At 71.3% G+C, this 18,711-nt stretch carries 14 protein-coding genes; 12 read left to right on the top strand and 2 right to left on the bottom strand.

The annotated features are described in order from the left end of the window. Positions 1–15: 15 nt before the first annotated feature. From ABZX75_RS01990 to galE, 6 genes are all read left to right on the top strand, one after another. Positions 16–3,753: an Rne/Rng family ribonuclease gene (locus ABZX75_RS01990; protein WP_355407021.1), complete on the top strand. Its 3,738-nt coding sequence runs from the start codon at positions 16–18 to the stop codon at positions 3,751–3,753. A gap of 265 nt (positions 3,754–4,018) precedes the next feature. Further along, a complete protein-coding gene (gene rplU, locus ABZX75_RS01985; RefSeq protein WP_030159347.1) occupies positions 4,019–4,339 on the top strand; it encodes a 50S ribosomal protein L21 in 321 nt (106 codons plus the stop codon). A 13-nt stretch (positions 4,340–4,352) separates the two neighbouring features. Further along, positions 4,353–4,607 (top strand): 50S ribosomal protein L27, encoded by a 255-nt coding sequence (gene rpmA / locus ABZX75_RS01980; protein ID WP_069920265.1) that lies wholly within the window; start codon positions 4,353–4,355, stop codon positions 4,605–4,607. Positions 4,608–4,768: 161 nt separating this feature from the next. Then, complete coding sequence (gene obgE, locus ABZX75_RS01975; RefSeq protein WP_355406758.1) at positions 4,769–6,214, top strand: GTPase ObgE; 1,446 nt, start codon at positions 4,769–4,771, stop codon at positions 6,212–6,214. 51 nt (positions 6,215–6,265) lie between these two features. Beyond that, the gene (locus tag ABZX75_RS01970) at positions 6,266–7,882 is read left to right on the top strand and encodes a glycosyltransferase family 2 protein (protein WP_355406756.1); all 1,617 of its coding nucleotides are present in this window, start codon (positions 6,266–6,268) and stop codon (positions 7,880–7,882) included. A 95-nt stretch (positions 7,883–7,977) separates the two neighbouring features. Then, positions 7,978–8,958 carry a UDP-glucose 4-epimerase GalE gene (gene galE, locus ABZX75_RS01965; RefSeq protein ID WP_355406754.1) on the top strand — a complete coding sequence of 327 codons (981 nt, stop codon included), beginning with the start codon at positions 7,978–7,980 and terminating at the stop codon, positions 8,956–8,958. 97 nt (positions 8,959–9,055) lie between these two features. On the opposite strand, the gene ABZX75_RS01960 is transcribed toward galE, so the two are convergent. Then, positions 9,056–10,228: a glycosyltransferase gene (locus tag ABZX75_RS01960; protein ID WP_355406752.1), complete on the bottom strand. Its 1,173-nt coding sequence runs from the start codon at positions 10,226–10,228 to the stop codon at positions 9,056–9,058. After that, positions 10,225–13,113: a bifunctional glycosyltransferase family 2 protein/CDP-glycerol:glycerophosphate glycerophosphotransferase gene (locus ABZX75_RS01955; RefSeq protein WP_355406750.1), complete on the bottom strand. Its 2,889-nt coding sequence runs from the start codon at positions 13,111–13,113 to the stop codon at positions 10,225–10,227. Before ABZX75_RS01955 ends, ABZX75_RS01960 begins: the two co-directional genes overlap by 4 nt. Before the next feature lie 161 nt (positions 13,114–13,274). Between ABZX75_RS01955 and ABZX75_RS01950 the strand changes: the two genes are divergently transcribed. The 6 genes from ABZX75_RS01950 to ABZX75_RS01925 all read left to right on the top strand — a co-directional run bounded on the left by ABZX75_RS01950 (position 13,275) and on the right by ABZX75_RS01925 (position 18,656). Next, the gene (locus ABZX75_RS01950) at positions 13,275–14,348 is read left to right on the top strand and encodes a glycosyltransferase family 2 protein (RefSeq protein WP_355406748.1); all 1,074 of its coding nucleotides are present in this window, start codon (positions 13,275–13,277) and stop codon (positions 14,346–14,348) included. After that, positions 14,345–14,770: a GtrA family protein gene (locus ABZX75_RS01945; protein ID WP_355406746.1), complete on the top strand. Its 426-nt coding sequence runs from the start codon at positions 14,345–14,347 to the stop codon at positions 14,768–14,770. Before ABZX75_RS01950 ends, ABZX75_RS01945 begins: the two co-directional genes overlap by 4 nt. A 99-nt stretch (positions 14,771–14,869) precedes the next feature. Then, positions 14,870–15,997 carry a glutamate 5-kinase gene (proB, locus tag ABZX75_RS01940; RefSeq protein WP_355406744.1) on the top strand — a complete coding sequence of 376 codons (1,128 nt, stop codon included), beginning with the start codon at positions 14,870–14,872 and terminating at the stop codon, positions 15,995–15,997. 83 nt (positions 15,998–16,080) lie between these two features. Then, the gene (locus ABZX75_RS01935) at positions 16,081–16,563 is read left to right on the top strand and encodes a hypothetical protein (RefSeq protein ID WP_355406742.1); all 483 of its coding nucleotides are present in this window, start codon (positions 16,081–16,083) and stop codon (positions 16,561–16,563) included. Between the two features lie 192 nt (positions 16,564–16,755). Continuing rightward, on the top strand, positions 16,756–18,039 hold the full coding sequence (locus ABZX75_RS01930; protein ID WP_355406740.1) for a glutamate-5-semialdehyde dehydrogenase: 1,284 nt from the start codon (positions 16,756–16,758) through the stop codon (positions 18,037–18,039). 77 nt (positions 18,040–18,116) lie between these two features. Continuing rightward, complete coding sequence (locus tag ABZX75_RS01925) at positions 18,117–18,656, top strand: hypothetical protein (RefSeq protein WP_355406738.1); 540 nt, start codon at positions 18,117–18,119, stop codon at positions 18,654–18,656. Positions 18,657–18,711: the final 55 nt, after the last annotated feature.

The following is an 18,711-nucleotide window of genomic DNA, read 5'->3' as shown; positions in this document are numbered from 1 at the left end:
GCCGAGGCCGCGCCCGTGGTCGAGGAAGAGGCTCCCGCCGCTCCGGCTCCGCGTGCCCGTCGTCGTGCGACCCGCGCTGTGACGGCTCCTGAGGCTCTGGCTGCCGAGGCCGCTGTGGCTCCGGTCGCCGAGGCCGCGCCCGTGGTCGAGGAAGAGGCTCCCGCCGCTCCGGCTCCGCGTGCCCGTCGTCGTGCGACCCGCGCTGTGACGGCTCCTGAGGCTCCGGCTGCCGAGGCCGCTGTGGCTCCGGTCGCCGAGGCCGCGCCTGCGGTCGAGGAGGAGGCCCCGGCCGTTTCCGCTCCGCGTGCCCGTCGTCGTGCGACCCGCGCTGTGACGGCTCCTGAGGCTCCGGCTGCCGAGGCCGCTGAGGCTCCGGTCGCCGAGGCCGCGCCTGCGGTCGAGGAGGAGGCCCCGGCCGCCGCGGCTCCGCGTGCCCGTCGTCGTGCCACCCGCGCCGTCGCCGCCCCGGCCGCTCCGGCCGCCGAGACCGCTCCGGCTCCGGCCGTGGAGGAGGCCCCCAAGGCCGCCTCGCGCCCGATCACCGTCGCCGACGCCGTGGACTCCCCGAAGCGCGGCGGCCGCCGTCGCGCCACGCGCTCCGGCGCCCCGTCCGCCCCCGCCCAGCCCGCCGCCGAGGCCGAGGCGCCCGCCGCCCCGGGTCGTGGCCGCCGCGCCGGGCGTCCCGCCGTGGCCGTCTTCCAGGCCCCGGTCTTCGCCGAGCCGATGTTCCAGACCCCCGAGACCGCCGCCATGGCCGCCGCGGCCGCTGCCGCCGCCGCCCCGGCCGAAGAGGTCGAGGAGGAGGAGACGGTCGAGGCCGAGGCCGTGCAGGCCCCCGCCCCGCAGCCGTCGGGCCGCCGCCGTCGCCGCCGTGGCGCCGCGGAGCACGCGCCGGTCGCCGAGTCCGCCCCGGTCTCCCTGCCCGAGGTGCTCGCCGAGGAGGAGCCGGAGGCCGAGGCCGCCGAGCTCGACGAGGCCGCCACATTCGAAGAGGGCGCCGAATTCGAAGAGGGCGACGAGTCGGACGAGCGCCCCTCCCGCCGCCGCCGTCGCGGTGGCCGTCGCCGCCGCCGGGGCGAGGCCGCCGACCTCGACGAGTCCTCCGAGGAGGACACCGAGGCCGCGGCCGCCGAGCAGGAGGCCGAAGAGGACGAGGACGAAGAAGCCGAAGAGGGCGGCGCCCTCGGTTCCAGCTCCAGCCGTCGTCGCCGTCGCCGTCGTCGTCGCAGCGGTGACACCGGCGCGGAAGCCGTCGAAGCGGGCGAGGAGGACGGCGTACGCACCGTCGTCAAGGTCCGCGAGCCGCGCCCGGCGCGCGAGCGCCTCGAGTCCATCTCCTCCGACGAGGTGCAGTCCATCAAGGGCTCGACCCGTCTGGAGGCGAAGAAGCAGCGCCGCCGCGAGGGTCGCGAGCAGGGCCGCCGCCGCGTGCCGATCATCACGGAGGCCGAGTTCCTGGCCCGCCGTGAGGCCGTCGAGCGCGTGATGGTCGTCCGCCAGGCCGGCGAGCGCACCCAGATCGGCGTCCTTGAGGACGACGTGCTCGTCGAGCACTACGTCAACAAGGAGGAAGCCACCTCGTACGTCGGCAACGTCTACCTGGGCAAGGTCCAGAACGTGCTGCCGTCGATGGAGGCCGCCTTCATCGACATCGGCAAGGGGCGCAACGCCGTCCTGTACGCCGGTGAGGTCAACTTCGAGGCGCTCGGCATGGCCAACGGGCCGCGCCGCATCGAGTCCGCCCTGAAGTCCGGCCAGTCGGTCCTCGTGCAGGTCACCAAGGACCCGATCGGCCACAAGGGCGCCCGCCTGACCAGCCAGGTCTCGCTGCCCGGCCGCTACCTGGTCTACGTGCCCGAGGGCTCGATGACGGGAATCAGCCGCAAGCTGCCCGACACCGAGCGCGCGCGTCTGAAGACGATCCTCAAGAAGATCGTCCCCGAGGACGCGGGCGTCATCGTGCGCACCGCCGCCGAGGGTGCGAGCGAGGACGAGCTGCGCCGCGACGTCGAGCGTCTGCAGGCGCAGTGGGAGGACATCCAGAAGAAGGCGAAGCAGATCTCGACCTCTTCGCCGAGCCTGCTGTACGGCGAGCCGGACATGACCGTCCGCGTCGTGCGCGACATCTTCGACGAGGACTTCTCGAAGGTCATCGTCAGCGGCGACCAGGCGTGGGAGACCATCCACGGCTACGTCTCGCACGTGGCCCCGGACCTCGCCGACCGGCTGTCGCGCTGGACCTCCGAGGTCGACGTCTTCGCGACGTACCGGATCGACGAGCAGCTCGCCAAGGCGCTCGACCGCAAGGTGTGGCTGCCCTCGGGCGGCTCGCTTGTGATCGACAAGACCGAGGCGATGATCGTCATCGACGTCAACACCGGCAAGTTCACCGGTCAGGGCGGCAACCTCGAAGAGACCGTCACCAGGAACAACCTGGAGGCGGCCGAGGAGATCGTCCGTCAGCTGCGGCTGCGCGACCTCGGCGGCATCGTCGTCATCGACTTCATCGACATGGTCCTGGAGTCCAACCGCGACCTCGTCCTGCGGCGCATGCTGGAGTGCCTGGGCCGCGACCGTACGAAGCACCAGGTGGCCGAGGTCACCTCGCTGGGCCTGGTCCAGATGACCCGCAAGCGGGTGGGCCAGGGTCTGCTGGAGTCCTTCTCCGAGACCTGCGTCCACTGCAACGGCCGCGGTGTCATCGTGCACATGGAGACGCCGACCGTGATCGGTGGCGGCGGCAACGGCAAGCGCGCGAAGCGCCGCGGTGGCCGGGGTGACTTCGACCAGCACGACCACGAGATCGAGACGGTCGACACGGAGGGCTTTGAAACCGAGGCGGAGGTGGCCGCCGAGGCCGCCGCGCCGCGGGCGCTGCCCGAGCCGGAGTTCGTCGTGGACGAGGAGCTGTACAGCAGCCCGGCCGAGGCCGAGGCGGCGGCAGGCCTGAGCGGCCGTCGCAACCGCCGCCGCGCCACCCGCAAGGCGACCGCTCCGGCGGGCGCCCCGCGCGGAGCGACGGCCCCCGTGGCCCAGGCTCCGGCCGAGGTGACCCCGGTGGTCGTCGACGAGCCGGTCACCGAGCCGGCCGAGACGGTCCTGGAGCCGGCCGCCGAGGTCGTCGCCGAGGCTGTGGAGGCCGCGGAGACGGTCGAGGCCGCAGTGGTGGAGGAGGCCGCGCCGAAGGGCCGTACCCGCCGCCGGGCGACCCGTAAGGCCACCGCGCCGGCGGGCGCCCCGGCCTCCGCGGCCGAGGTGGCCCCGGAGCCGGTCGCCGTACCGGAGCCGGTCGTCGAGCCCGAGCCCGCGCCCGAGCCGGTCGTCGAGCCCGAGCCCGTCGCCCCGGTCGCGGAGGCCCCCGTGGCGCAGGCCGCGCCGGCCCGTCCGCGCCGGCGTGCCACCCGTAAGGCCACCGCACCCGCCGGTTCCCCGGCAGGAGCGGCGGAGGCCGCGGTACTCGTCGTGGAGACCCCGGTCGTCGAGACGGCGGTCGCGGAGCCCGCGGCCCCGGCCGAGGAAGCCGCCCCGGCCGAGGAGGCTCCCACGGCCAAGAAGGCCGCCAAGAAGGCTCCGGCCAAGAAGGCGACCGCGGCGAAGAAGGCCCCGGCCAAGAAGGCGGCGGCCGCCAAGAAGACCGTGGCCAAGAAGGCGGCCACGACCACCAAGAAGACCGTGGCGAAGCGGGCGACGAAGAAGACCGCGGCGGCGGAGCAGCAGACGCTCCCGTCCGTCTCGGCTCCGACCGAAGCCTGATCCGCCTCCCCTCGTGACCGTGGGCACCGCCGAGAGGCGGGCCCACGGTCACGAGGGGGCCCGGTTTGACCCTCCGGAACCGGGCCCGTAACCTAGACCGTCGGCATGTCTTAGGCGATACGCCTAGCGCGCGCCGCGCTCCTGAGCACCTCCCTCCCGCTTCGCCGGGAGAGGCCGCTCGTCCAATTCCGGATCAGTGTGGGCCCCAGGCCCGCCTGAGCGGCTGGCTTCAGGAGCATCCGTCCCGAGTGAGAGAGAGATCCGCGTGTACGCCATCGTGCGCAGCGGTGGTCGCCAGCACAAGGTTGCTGTTGGTGACATCGTTGAGGTTGACAAGATTTCCACTGCCAAGGTTGGCGACACGGTCGAGCTCTCGACCCTGCTCGTTGTCGACGGCGACGCCGTGACCAGCGACCCGTGGGTGCTGGCCGGGATCAAGGTCCAGGCCGAGATCGTGGATCACCACAAGGGCGCCAAGATCGACATCCTGCGCTACAAGAACAAGACCGGCTACCGCCGTCGCCAGGGTCACCGCCAGCAGTACACGGCGATCAAGGTCACCGGTATCCCCACGGCTGCGAAGTAAGAGGGACTGAGACATGGCACACAAGAAGGGCGCATCGTCCACCCGGAACGGGCGCGACTCCAATGCCCAGCGGCTCGGCGTGAAGCGCTTCGGCGGTCAGGTCGTCTCCGCTGGTGAGATCCTCGTCCGCCAGCGCGGCACGCACTTCCACCCCGGTGCGGGTGTCGGCCGTGGCGGCGACGACACGCTGTTCGCGCTGCAGGCCGGTGCTGTCGAGTTCGGCACGCACCGTGGGCGCAAGGTCGTGAACATCGTTCCGGCCGCCTGATCTTCTTGATCTGAGGCGTTCGTAGCTTTCGAGGGCGGATCTCATCTCTTTCCGGCGCAAGTCGGGAAGAGAGGTCCGCCCTCGGCGCGTTTACACGTACACACGTTTAACGGCAGCAAGGCCTGCCCGGGACATTCCCGTATGTATCTGGAGGAACAACCATGACCACCTTCGTGGACCGCGTCGAGCTGCACGTCGCCGCGGGTAACGGGGGCCACGGCTGCGCCTCCGTTCACCGGGAGAAGTTCAAGCCGCTCGGCGGCCCCGACGGCGGCAACGGCGGCCGTGGCGGCGACGTGATCCTGGTGGTGGAGCAGGCGATCACCACCCTGCTGGACTACCACCACAGCCCGCACCGCAAGGCCACCAACGGCAAGCCCGGCGAGGGCGGCAACCGCTCCGGCAAGGACGGCCAGGACCTGATCCTGCCGGTCCCGGACGGCACCGTCGTCCTCGACAAGGAGGGCAACGTCCTCGCCGACCTCGTCGGCCAGGGCACCACCTACGTCGCCGCCGAGGGCGGCCGCGGCGGCCTCGGCAACGCCGCGCTGGCCTCGGCCCGCCGCAAGGCGCCCGGCTTCGCGCTCCTGGGTGTCCCCGGCACCACCGGCGACATCGTCCTGGAGCTCAAGACCGTCGCCGACGTCGCGCTGGTCGGTTTCCCGAGCGCCGGCAAGTCCTCGCTGATCTCGGTGCTCTCCGCCGCCAAGCCGAAGATCGCCGACTACCCCTTCACCACCCTCGTCCCGAACCTGGGCGTCGTCACGGCCGGTTCGACGGTCTACACGATCGCCGACGTACCGGGCCTGATCCCGGGCGCCAGCCAGGGCAAGGGCCTCGGTCTGGAGTTCCTGCGCCACGTCGAGCGCTGCTCGGTGATCGTGCACGTCCTGGACACCGCCACCCTGGAGTCCGACCGTGACCCGGTGGCCGACCTCGACGTCATCGAGGAGGAGCTCAAGATCTACGGCGGCGGTCTGGAGAAGCGTCCGCGCCTCGTCGTCCTCAACAAGGTCGACATCCCGGACGGCCAGGAGCTCGCCGACATGGTCCGCCCCGACCTGGAGGCGCGCGGCTACAAGGTCTTCGAGGTCTCCGCGGTCGCCCGTACCGGCCTGAAGGAGCTCTCCTTCTTCCTGGCCGAGGTCATCGCCAAGGCCCGCGCCCGCAAGCCGAAGGAGGAGGCGACCCGTATCGTCATCCGCCCGAAGGCCGTGGACGACAGCGGTTTCACCATCGCCTACGACGAGGCCGAGGAGGTCTACCGGGTGCGCGGTGAAAAGCCGGAGCGCTGGGTCCGCCAGACCGACTTCAACATCGATGAGGCCGTCGGCTACCTCGCGGACCGCCTCAACCGCCTCGGTGTCGAGGAGGCGCTGCGCAAGGCCGGTGCCCGTGCGGGTGACGGCGTCGCCATCGGTTCCGACGAGAACGCGGTCGTCTTCGACTGGGAGCCGACCATGATGGCCGGCGCCGAGATGCTGGGCCGCCGCGGTGAGGACCACCGTCTGGAGGCTCCGCGCCCGGCCACGCAGCGCCGCAAGGAGAAGGACGCCCATCGCGGGGACGACGCGCAGAAGGAATACGACGAGTTCCGCCCGTTCTAGTCCCGGGCGGCCTTGAAGTCACCTTTACGCAGGTCGCTTAGGATCCACCGAGTGAGCAGCAGCAATCCACCCACCGTGTCCGTCGTGGTGATCGCGTACAACGACGCCGGGCTCGTGGGCGAGGCCGTCCTTTCGGCTCTCGCCCAGGGCCCGGTGGTCGGCGAGGTCATCGCCGTGAACGATGCCTCGTCCGACGGCACCGCGCGGGTGCTGGACGAGCTGGCCGCCGCCCATCCCCGCCTGAAGGTGGTGCACCGGACGGAGAACAGCGGGGGATGCGGTACCCCGCGCAACGACGGGATCGCGGTCGCGACCGCCCCGTACCTGCTCTTCCTCGACAGCGACGACGTCCTGCCGCCGGGGGCGGCCGACGCCCTGGTGCGCGCCGCCGAGGAGCACCGCGCGCCCGTCACCGTCGGCGCGTGCGTACGGCGTGAGCTGCCGCAGGGCCACGACGTGCCGTGGATGCCCGGGCTCCACACGCCCGGTGAGGTGATCGAGCGGCCCGCGGACCGGCCCGAGCTGGTCCGGGACACGCTGTGCGTCAACAAGCTGTACGAGCGTTCCTTCCTGGACGAGCACCGCATCCGCTTTCCCGACGGCCGGTTCATCTACGAGGACTTCGTCTTCACCGCCCGCGTACTGGCCGCCGCCCCGCGCATCGCGGTCATCGGTGACCTCGTGTACGTCTGGCACGTGCGCCGCGGCGCCGCCCAGGTGTCGATCTCCCTGGACCGCAAGGACGTGGGCAACTGGCGCGCCCGTATCGAGGCCCACCGCACGGCCGCCCGGATCCTTACCGCGTCCTCCCCGGAGCTGGGCCGGGCCTGCCAGGTCAAGTTCCTCGAGTACGACCTGCGGATGTACCTGCGCGAACTGGGCCAGGACCCGCAATACCAGGCCGCCTGGTGGGGCCTCACCCGCGAGTACCTCGACACCTTCGCGGAGGCCGACATCGAGGCCGCCGGGGCGCGGGCCCGCTGGATCGTACGGGTGCTGCGCGCCACCGCGACCCCGCCCGCCGACATCCGGCGGTTCACCCGCTTCGCCGCCGAACCACCGCGCCTGCTTCCGCCGTACGCGGCCACCGCCGACGGGGTACCGGTGTGGAGCGAGGCGCTCCCGGTCGAACTCGACGGTCTGGCGGACCTGGCGACAGCCGAACTGCCCGTCACCGTCGATGCCGAACCGGCGGGAAGCAGCGCACTGCGGATCCACCTGCACGACCTGTACGGGCGCCTCGCCGAGGTCGGGCCGCGGACCGTTCAGCTGCGCTTCCTTCCCCGCGCGGGCGGCGAACCCGTCCTGGCCCGGCCGGTGGAGCTGCTGCCCCGCGCGGACGGCGGCTGGAGCGCGGAACTGCCGTTCCGACTCGGTGACCTGGCCGCCGACGGGCGCCGCCGGGGGCTGCGCAGGATGCAGGCGTGGGATGTCCGGGTGAGCGTGCGGTGCGCGGACGGGAGCTCCGTGCTCACCTCCCTGCGCCCCCTCGGGGATCTGCTCCGCCGCCGCGCCCTGCCGAGCGGCAGGTACGGTGTTCTGCTGTCGCAGCCCTACTGCACGGCCGCCGATTCGCTGGCCCTGCGCCTGGCTCCGGGAGCCGAGGGCGCCCTGTACCTCGTACGCAACCGCCTCTACCGGGCCCGGGCGGGCCGCAGGCGGGGCTGATGACCCCATCGACAGATGACTCAGCTGACTCAGATGACACGCACACGCATGACCCAGCTGACACAGATGACTCGGACAGAACTCGGGAGATACGCATGACGTTTTTGATCACCGGTGGCGCCGGCTACATCGGCGCACACGTCGTCCGCGCGATGCTGCTCGCGGGTGAGAAGGTCGTCGTCATCGACGACCTGTCCACGGGCAACGCCGACCGTGTCCCGGAGGGCGTACCGCTGGTGGTCGGCTCCGTCCTGGACCGGCTGGTCCTGGACGAGACCATCGCCCAGCACAAGATCACCGGCGTGGTGCACCTCGCGGGCAAGAAGCAGGTCGGCGAGTCCGTGGACAAGCCGCTGTACTACTACCACGAGAACGTGCAGGGCCTCACGGTGCTGCTCCAGGCCGTGGCCGCCGCGGGCGTGCGCAACTTCCTCTTCTCCTCCTCCGCTTCCGTCTACGGCATGCCCGATGTGGACCTGGTCACCGAGGACACCCCCTGCGCGCCGCTGAGCCCGTACGGCGAGACCAAGCTGGCCGGCGAGTGGCTGGTCCGCGCCGCCGGCAAGGCGCACGGGATCTCGACCGCCTGCCTGCGCTACTTCAACGTGGCGGGCGCCGCGACCCCCGAGCTCGCCGACACCGCCGTCTACAACCTGGTGCCGATGGTCTTCGAGCGCTACGACGCCGGCCAGGGCGCCCGGATCTTCGGCGATGACTACCCCACCCCGGACGGCACCTGCATCCGCGACTACATCCACGTCGAGGACCTCGCGGACGCCCATGTCGTGGCGGCCCGCAAGCTCGCCGAGTGGGCCGGGGCGCGGGAGTACAAGGACCTCACCGTCAACATCGGCCGCGGTGAGGGCGTCTCCGTGCGCGAGATGGTCGAGCTCCTGAACGAGAACACCGGGCACACCTACGCCCCCGAGGTCACCCCGCGGCGCCCCGGCGACCCGGCGAAGGTCGTGGCCTCGGCCGACCGGATCGCGAGCGAGCTGGGCTGGAAGGCCCGGCACGACGTCCGCGAGATGGTGATCTCCGCCTGGGCGGGCTGGGAAGCCAACCGCAAGAGCTGACCGCGCCGCTCGCGCTGACCGCGCGGACCGCGTACGTACGAAGCCGCCCGCCCCGGAGGTGTCCGGGGCGGGCGGCTTCGTACGCGGACGAGAGTGGTCAGCGGGTCAGGAAGGCGAACAGCTCTTCCCACCGGTCGGTGATCTCGGCGCTGGAGTATCGCTTCACCTCGCGGAAGGCCTTGTCCCCGAGCCGGTCGCGCAGCTCACGGTCCGACATCAGCGCGTTCAGGTGCCCGGCCAGCTCCATGGTGTTGCCGAGCCTGGCCAGCAGCCCGTCTTCGCCGTGCTCGACGATCTCCCGCACGCCTGGCGCGCAGTCGAACGCGGCCGCGGGCACGCCCGCCGCCATGGCCTCCAGCAGCGTGATCGGGAAACCCTCGGCCCGGGAGGCCTGGGCGAAGACCGAGGCTCCGCGCAGCGCGCCCAGCACGTCATCGGTGCTGCCCATCCACTCCACGGAGTCGTCCAGCCCCAGCGCGGTGCAGTGTGCGCGCAGCGCCGGCTCCTCCACGCCCGCCCCGTAGATCCGCAGGACCCACTCGGGGTGGTGCGGGGCGACGTCCGCCCATGCGTCGAGCAGCAGGTCCACGCCCTTCTCGAAGGCGAGGCGGCCGACGCTCGCCACGACCTTCTCCGTGCGCGGAGCGGGGAACTCCGGCATGAAGGGAAGCGGGTTGGGCATGCTGGCGACGTTCTGCATGCCCGCCCGGATCCAGAGGTCCGCGTCCTCGGCGGTGAGCACCAGCATCCGGTCGACGTCCTGGTAGAAGCGCCTGACGCGCTCTCCGCGGGTGGACTTCTGGCTGGCCTCGAAGGACTCGTGGCTCATGCCGATGAGGCTGAGCCCCTTGGTGTCGGCGAGCGCCACCCACTCCATCGCCCAGACCTGGGTGACGATGACCACGCCGCCGGGTCGGGCCGCGCGCAGCAGCTCGTTCAGCTTCTCCGCCTTGGCCCGCATCTTCGCCCGCCGGGCCGCCTGGCGGCGCCGTTCGGGGGCGTTCAGCCGTCCCTTGATCCCGCGCAGCCGGCGCGCCGCCGGCGGGTGGGCCTCGTACAGGGTGGTCATCTCGTACGGCAGGTCCTGCGGCAGCTTCTGCCGGATCTCCTCCGCGACCGGGGCGATGCCCACGATGTGCACCTTGTGGCCGCGGTCGGTGAACAGCCGGGCCATCTGGTGCGACCAGGTCGTCACGCCGCCGAGCTCGTCGACGTTGTTGGAGACGATGAAGATGTCACGGCCGCCCGGGGTGGCGGTCTGCTGGCTCACTTGCCGCTCCTGGTGAAGAACTTGTCGACGATCTGGCGGGCGGCGTCCCCGCGGTCGTACTCGCCGAACTCGGTGAGGAAGCGCTGCCGCGCCTCCGCGTACTTGGCGTCCGCCTCCTCGAAGGCGGCGAGGGCCTGCAGGAGTTCGTCCGCCGTGGCCACCACCGGGCCCGGAGCCTTCTCCTTCAGGTCGAAGTACGTACCGCGGATGTCGGTCGCGTACTTCTCGTAGTCGTACGCGAAGAACACCATCGGCCGGTCCAGGACCGCGTAGTCGAACATGACGGACGAATAGTCGGTGATCAGTCCGTCGGCGAGGGCCAGCAGCGGCGTGATGTCGTGGTGCCGGGACACGTCGATGACCCGGCCCGCGACCGACGGCGGGAGCGAGACGCTGTTGAGGTAGTGGGTCCGTACCAGCAGCGTGAAGCGGTCGCCGAGCCGGTCCGCGAACTCCTCGATGTCGAAGGGGAATGCGAAGCCTTCCACGGTGCCGTCCGCACCCGCTCGGAAGGTCGGCGCGTACAGCAGCACCTTCTTGTCCGGGTCGATGCCCAGCTCGGTCGCGAGGGGGCCGCGGACCCGCTCACCGCTCTGCGCCTCCGCCTGCTGCGCATCGACCAGGGCGTCGTTGCGCGGGTAGCCCGTGCGCAGCAGCACCTCGTCTCGCAGCCGGAAGCTCTTGGCGAGGGTGCGGGTGTCGTGCTCGGAGCGGATCAGGAAGTGGTCGAAGCGGTCGACGGCCGCCTGGAAGCGGTCCTGGGCCGCGCGGCCCTGCGCCTTGGTGCGGGGCTCGTGGAAGCCCATCCGCTTGAGCGCGGAGCCGTGCCAGGTCTGGATGTACGTGGTCCCCGGGCGCTTGGCGAGCGCCAGCGGGAAGCCCTGGTTGTCGACCCAGTACTCGGCCTGGGCCAGCGCCCGCAGGTACGGCCAGCTCCAGCGGCGCACCAGCGTGGCCTCCTTGGGGAAGCCGGTGGGCTTGCCGCCCGCGTACGACCAGATCGCCTCGAAGGGCGCGCCCTGGCGGACCATCTCCTCGTAGATCGCCTTGGGGCTGTCGCTGTACTGCTTGCCCATGTGGCTCTCGAAGACGACCGTGCCCTTCTTGATCGGCAGCTTCGAGAAGACCTCGTGGTAGAGCTTCACCTTCTGTTCGCCGGACCCCATGTTGCGGCGGGCCCGCAGAGCCTTGCGCAGGCCCCGCTTGACGACGCCGGCGGTCTTGCCCTGTATGGCGTTGTCGAGCAGCGTCCGGGTGCGTACGGCGGCCGCGCCCTCGGCGGTCAGGACGTAGGAGAGGTTGCCCTTCTTGGTCACCTCCGGCTGGAAGCGGTCGGAGACCAGCCGGGTCAGCCGCGGCCGTACGCGCAGGCGGGCCGCCGACTCCAGGTCGACCCCGCCGACCGAGACGCGGGTGGTGATCCGGTCGTCGCCGGCCGTCAGCTTCAGCCGGACGTCCCAGACGGCGTCGATGATGCCGAGGGGACGGACGGTGCCTGCGATGTCGGCCGTGGCAGACCACTCGATCGTGTCACCGGCGTGGCGCACGCTTGCCACCGGGAAGCTGAAGGAACGCACACCGATCTGCCGGCGGGCCCGGAATTCGAGCGAGGCCTTCAGCTCCGCCTCCGGCCGGATCCGGCCCAGCGGGTTCACGACGGCGCCCGACATCGTGACGGTGCCGCGCCCGTCGTCGGCGTAGGAGGTGAGGCGGTTGCCCAGCTGGAGGGAGGAGAGCGGGGCGGTGTGGAACCCCTGCTCGGTGACGTCCAGTATCCGGCGGGCCTCGGCGCCGTGGGCATCGGCGGCGTCGTCGATGTGCGCGGCGCACCAGTAGACGCGGCCGTCGCGCTCCGCGAGGGGGGAGGAGAGCCGGCCCTTGTTCGTCATGGCGTCGGCGGCCGGGAGGAGGTTCTCCCAGTCCTCCTTGCCCAGCAGGTAGGCGCAGATCGCCTGGAGGTACGTCACGTTCTCGTAGGCGGCCGGATCGATTCCGGCGAGGTAGCCGTTGGCGAGACGGGCGAACTGCTGGCGGTACGCGTCGCCCAGAAGGGGCAGGTCACGAAGGTGCAGCACCAGATCGTGCTTGAGGAACTTGGCGTCCTTCGCGGACTTGATGTCCGTGTGGCCCTTGGAGGCCAGCAGCTGGTCGACGCGGCGGTGGATCTCCATCCGGTGGACGAAGTTCGCGATCTCGTGGCGCCGGTTGCTGATCGACTTCGCCGCGGCCTTCTCGACCACGTTCCAGAAGTAGACGTGGTTCGGGATCAGCGTGATGCGGCGGGCGGCCACGTACGCCTGCGCGGAGAACAGCAGGTCCTCGTAGTGGATGCCGACCGGGAACTCCAGGCCCTGCTCAAGCAGGAACGCGCGCCGGTAGCACTTGTTCGTGGAGAGGGTGTCGTAGACCAGCAGGTCGGGGAACTCGGTGATCGACTCCAGCGTGCGCGTGCGGGAGTAGATCCACGGGTACCACTCGGTGGTCTTGCCCCACCGGTTGTCGAGGTGCACGCGTACGCACATGCCCGAGACCAGGTCGGAGCCGGTCCGCTCGGCGGCGGCCAGCATGTTCCGGCAGGCGTTGCGTTCCAGCACGTCGTCGCTGTCCAGGAACATGACGTAGGTGCCGGTGGCCTGCTGGATGCCGTGGTTGCGCGGCGCGCCGCAGCCGCCACTGTTCTCCGGCAGCTGGAAGGCGCGCACTCTCCCCGGATGCGCTGCTTCCAGTTCCTTGGCGACAGCGTAGGACCGGTCCTTGCTGCAGTCGTCGACGATCACGACTTCGACCCCGTGCAGGGTCTGGTCCAAAACCGACTGGACTGCTGTCGACAGACGCTCTGCGTCGTTGTAGACGATGACGACCACGGAGACGTCGGGCACGTGCACCTCGATCCCTTCGTTTCTTCATTCCGCTTATCCCGTCAAAGCTACCGTGTGCCGCGCGCACCTCAGGCAGGCCGACTCTCGGTCTGCATACTTCTAAGGAAGAGGTGAGGGGCGGGTCCGGTCGCCGACAATCACCCGTTCGGACCCAGCAGGAAGTGTTTATGACGAAGCTGTCCGTAGTTGTTCCTTGCTACAACGAAGAGGCCGTCATCGATAGTTTCGACGTGGAGATCCGCAGGGCTCTGGACGCCCTCCCCGTCGAGTACGAGGTCTGCTACGTCGACGACGGCAGCCGCGACGGCACCCTCGAAAGACTTCGCAAGATCGCCTCCGAGTACGGCCGGCAGACCCGGTACGTCTCCTTCAGCCGCAATTTCGGCAAGGAGGCCGGCATGCTCGCCGGCCTGCGCGAGGCCACCGGCGACGCGGTCGTGATCATGGACGCGGACCTTCAGCACCCGCCGGAGCTCATCGCCACCATGCTCGACCACTACCGGCAGGGCCACGACCAGATCATCGCCCGGCGCACGCGCGAGGGCGACAAGAAGCTCCGCTCGGCGCTCAGCCGCCTCTACTACCGTGGCGTCAACCGGTGGGTCGACGTGGAACTCGCCGACGGCGTCGGCGACTTCCGCATGCTCTCGCGCCCGGCCGTGGACGCCCTGCTGTCGCTGCCTGAGTACAACCGCTTCTCCAAGGGCCTCTTCTCCTGGATCGGCTTCGACACCGTCCACTTCGACTACCGGAACGCCCAGCGCGAGGCGGGCGAGACGAAGTGGAAGTTCGGCTCTTTGCTCAACTACGGCATGGACGGCCTGATCTCCTTCAACAACCGGCCGCTGCGCATCGGGATCTGGCTCGGCGTGTCCCTCGTCGCCCTGACCGGCCTGTACGCGCTGTGGATCACGATCATGGCGATGACCCACGGCGTCGACTCGCCGGGTTACGTCACCCTCGTGGCGATGATCGCGGGCATCGGCGGCGTTCAGATGATCATGCTGGGTCTCATCGGGGAGTACATCGGCCGGACCTACTACGAGACCAAGCGCCGGCCGCACTTCCTGGTGAAGGAAGCCCACGGCTCGGGCCCGCTGCCGCGGACGGCGGAGGCGACGATCACGGAGCGCAGCCTGGAGCGCAACCCGGAGCGCGGCGCCGAGCGCAGCCCCGAGCGTGGCTCCGGTCGGGGCCCCGACCGGGGCCCGGAGCGCAGCTCGGGGCGAACCGCGCGATGAGCAGGAGAGAGCAGCTCGGCCAGATCTTCCGCTTCGCCCTCGTCGGCGGAGTCAACACAGGCACCTTCTTCGCGATCTACCTGCTGCTGCACCCGTGGATGCCCTACTTCGCCGCCTACACGCTCGCCTTCGTACTGGCGATGGTCGGCTCCTTCTTCATGAACACCTACTTCACCTACCGGACCCGGCCGACGTGGAAGAAGTTCCTGCTCTTCCCGCTGACGAACGTCACGAACTACGTGATCCAGTCGGCCGGCCTCTACGCCCTGGTGACCTGGGCCGGGATGGACACCCGGATCGCCCCGCTGGTCGCGGCCGTCGTGGCCATCCCGTTCACCTTCCTGCTGTCCCGCAAGATCCTCGTACCCGGCGTCGCCCGCGCCGCGGCAGCGGAGCCGGCGCGCACCTCCTCCACCGGGTGAGTCCCACGCCCTGAAACCCCCGAGCGGCTGTCGCGGGCGACCCCGTAGATTGAGGTGGCAGGCATTGCGGCAATTCCGGCAAGGGGCAAGGGGACAGACGTGTCAGCGGCTAGGCAAGGTGTCGTGGACGCCCGCAGGATCGTGGTCAAGGTCGGCTCCTCCTCCTTGACCACCGCGGCCGGCGGGCTCGACGCCGACCGGGTGGACGCTCTGGTCGACGTACTGGCCAAGGCCCGCAGCGGCGGGGAGAAGGACATCGTCCTCGTCTCCAGCGGAGCCATCGCCGCCGGGCTCTCCCCCCTCGGCCTGCGCCGGCGCCCCAAGGACCTGGCCCGCCAGCAGGCCGCCGCCAGCGTCGGCCAGGGACTGCTCGTCGCCCGCTACACCGCCTCCTTCGCCCGGTACGGCGTACGCGTGGGCCAGGTGCTGCTCACCACCGACGACACCAGCCGGCGGGCGCACTACCGCAACGCCTACCGGACCCTGGACCAACTGCTGCTGATGGGCGCCCTGCCCGTCGTCAACGAGAACGACACCGTCGCCACCGACGAGATCCGCTTCGGCGACAACGACCGCCTGGCCGCCCTCGTCGCCCACCTGGTCCGGGCCGATCTGCTGGTGCTGCTGTCCGATGTGGACGGCCTCTACGACGGCGACCCGTCCCTGCCCGGCACCACCCGCATCGACGAGGTCCGCGGCCCCGAGGACATCGCGCACGTCTCCATCGGCAGCGCCGGCAAGGCGGGCGTGGGCACCGGCGGCATGGTCACCAAGGTCGAGGCGGCGCGGATCGCGGCCGCGGCCGGCATCCCGGTGGTGCTCACCTCGGCGAGCCAGGCCGCCGACGCGCTGGCCGGCCGCCCCACGGGCACGCACTTCCACGCGACGGGCCGCCGCTCCGGGGACCGGCTGCTCTGGCTCCAGCACGCGTCGACCCCGCAGGGACACCTGGTGCTGGACGACGGCGCGGTGCGCGCGATCACCGAGCGGGGCAGCTCGCTGCTCCCGGCGGGCATCGCCGCGGTCGAGGGCGAGTTCACGGCGGGCGACCCGGTGGAGCTGCGCGACACCTCCGGCCGCGCGATCGCCCGGGGCCTGGTCAACTTCGACGCCAAGGAGCTTCCGCAGCTCCTCGGCCGCTCCACTCGCGAGCTCGCGCGGGAACTCGGACCCGCGTACGAGCGGGAGGTCGTCCACCGGGACGATCTGGTCCTGCTGGAGGGCTGAGGTTCGGTAAAACCACCGCGCAGTGGGCCGGGGACTGGTCAACTGTGAGGGGCGGGCACGCGCAGCGAGACAGGAGGCGGCTGGTGAGACGAGCGCTGACCAGCGTCGGTACGGGGGACGGTGACGGCGGCGACAGCCGGACCGTGCACGGCAGCGGGAACGGGACCGCGCACCGTCACGAGCACGGTCACGAGCACGGCCACGGGCACGGAGAGGACCGGGACGCCTCCCGACTCTGGCACGTGACCCTGAGCGTCTCCGGCAAGCCAGCGCCGTTGTCGGAGGTCCGCCGCGGGCTGGAGCAACTGGCCCACGACCATCCCTTCCTCCTGACCAGCCGGTACGCCGACGACCACGCGGAGATCCGCTACTGGGAAGAGGCCAGGGACCTCCACGACGCCGCGGCCGTCGCCCTGCGCCTGTGGGGCGAACACCGTTCCTCGGCGCAGCTCCCGCCGTGGGAGATCGTCGGCCTGGAGGTCATCGACCGCGCCACCTACCACCAGCGCGTGGCGGAGGGCTACGGCCCACCCCCGGCCCACCCGGTGGGCGTCCACCCGTACTGAATCCTTCCGCTCGCGGCCGGCCCGCCGGTGAGGGAGGCGCGGAGTCCGGGACGCAGCCCCGGGTAGCGCGCGGTGCGGAGCCCGCTCCCCGGCGCGGGCCGGGAACGCCCCCGCCCACCGGCGGCCTCCCCAGGCCGTCTCGCGGGGTGGAACCCCGTCGGCGAGGGCGCGGCCGGGGATTACCCTGGCCGCATGACCTCGCTCGACGACGCCACCGCCGTTTCCCCCGTCCTCGCCACGGCGCGAGCCGCCCGCACGGCCGCCGCCGCCATCGCCCCACTCCCGCGGTCCGCGAAGGACACGGCCCTGCTGGCGATCGCCGACGCGCTGGAGTCCCGTACGGCCGAGATCATCGCGGCCAACGCCGTGGACACGGACAAGGCCCGCGCCGCCGGCACCAGCGAGACCGTCATCGACCGCCTCACCCTGACCCCGGAGCGGGTCGCGGCCATCGCCTCCGACGTACGGGACGTCGCCGCCCTCCCCGACCCCGTGGGTGAGGTGGTCCGCGGCAGCACCCTCCCCAACGGCATCGACCTGCGTCAGATCCGCGTCCCGCTCGGCGTCGTGGGCATCATCTACGAGGCCCGTCCCAACGTCACCGTCGACGCCGCCGCGCTCTGCCTCAAGTCCGGCAACGCGGTCCTGCTGCGCGGCAGTTCCTCCGCCTACTCCTCGAACACCGCGCTGGTCGCCATCCTGCGTGACGCCGTCGAGAGTGCCGGCCTGCCCGCCGACGCCATCCAGCTCGTCCCCGGCGAGTCCCGCGACTCCGTCCGCGAGCTGATGCGCGCGCGGGGCCTCGTCGACGTGCTCATCCCGCGCGGTGGCGCCGCCCTCATCAAGACCGTGGTCGAGGAGTCCATCGTCCCGGTCATCGAGACCGGTACCGGCAACTGCCACGTCTACGTCGACGCCCAGGCCGACCTGGACATGGCCGTGGACATCCTCGTCAACTCCAAGGCGCAGCGGCCCTCCGTCTGCAACGCCGCCGAGACCCTCCTCGTCCACCGAGACATCGCCGACGCCTTCCTGCCGCGCGCCCTGGCGGCCCTCGCCGACGCCGGTGTGACCGTCCACGGCGACGCTCTCGTACTGGCCGCCGCCGAAGGCACCAAGGCCACCGCCGTGCCCGCCACGGACGAGGACTGGGCCGCCGAGTACCTCTCCTACGACATCGCCGCGGCCGTCGTGGACTCCCTCGACGACGCCGTCAGCCACATCCGCCGCTGGACCTCCGGCCACACCGAGGCGATCGTCACCACCTCGCAGGCCGCCGCCCGCCGCTTCACCCAGCTGGTCGACTCGACCACGGTTGCCGTGAATGCCTCCACCCGGTTCACGGACGGTGGCCAGTTCGGCTTCGGTGCGGAGATCGGGATTTCGACGCAGAAGCTGCACGCCCGGGGCCCCATGGGCCTTCCCGAGCTGACCTCCACCAAGTACATCGTCACCGGCGACGGTCACATCCGGTAACCGGAGCCTGGACACCGTGTGGCCGGATTTCGGCTCACACCCTGCCCAAAGCAGCCCCCCAGGTCTACGCTGGTCTTGTGCCGGACGACGTGGGGGGCAAGCCGTTCCCGGACGACGGGGAGCCCGACGACGACCGCGGAGGCGCGGAGCACGACTTCGCCCCCGTGGTGTTCGATGAGGCCTTCGTCCGGAATGCCGAGATTCATGAACCGAGCGCCGCCGAGCGCCAGCGGGCGGCCGACCGGGCACGTGCGGAGGCCGAAGCCGCCCGCGCCGCCGTCGCCGGCGGCTGGACGACCGACGAGGACTACGACGGGTACGGGTACAACCTCGACGACCAGGGCCGGGAGTACGCCCGCGGCCACGGCTACGCCGACGGCCCGTACGGGGCCTACGGCGGCAGCATGCGCCCCTACCGGGGCCGCTCACCCTGGCTGCGGCCCGTCGCCTGGGTGCTCGCCTTCGTGATGGGCCTCGGCATGGTCGCGCTCGCCTTCAGCGCCGTCTACCGCAGCGCCTCGGGCGGCGGCGGCCCCGCCCCGGCGCCCGCCAGTACACCCCTGCGGGAAGTCACCGGCGCGGACGCGTTTACGTACCCCGTCGGCCGCCAACCCTGAAGGTACGACCCCACTCGCATACGCCCGAGCTGGGGGCTTCTCTGAAGCGGGGACA

This window comes from Streptomyces sp. NPDC003038, from assembly GCF_040611115.1.
Taxonomy (GTDB): domain Bacteria; phylum Actinomycetota; class Actinomycetes; order Streptomycetales; family Streptomycetaceae; genus Streptomyces.
This window is presented reverse-complemented; position numbering and strand designations above follow the sequence as displayed.

Coding starts and splice junctions, on each gene's coding strand:
- rpmA (WP_069920265.1), top strand. CDS start 4,353: ATGGCACACAAGAAGGGCGCATCGTCCACCCGGAACGGGCGCGACTCC.
- obgE (WP_355406758.1), top strand. CDS start 4,769: ATGACCACCTTCGTGGACCGCGTCGAGCTGCACGTCGCCGCGGGTAAC.
- galE (WP_355406754.1), top strand. CDS start 7,978: ATGACGTTTTTGATCACCGGTGGCGCCGGCTACATCGGCGCACACGTC.
- ABZX75_RS01950 (WP_355406748.1), top strand. CDS start 13,275: ATGACGAAGCTGTCCGTAGTTGTTCCTTGCTACAACGAAGAGGCCGTC.
- ABZX75_RS01945 (WP_355406746.1), top strand. CDS start 14,345: ATGAGCAGGAGAGAGCAGCTCGGCCAGATCTTCCGCTTCGCCCTCGTC.
- ABZX75_RS01930 (WP_355406740.1), top strand. CDS start 16,756: ATGACCTCGCTCGACGACGCCACCGCCGTTTCCCCCGTCCTCGCCACG.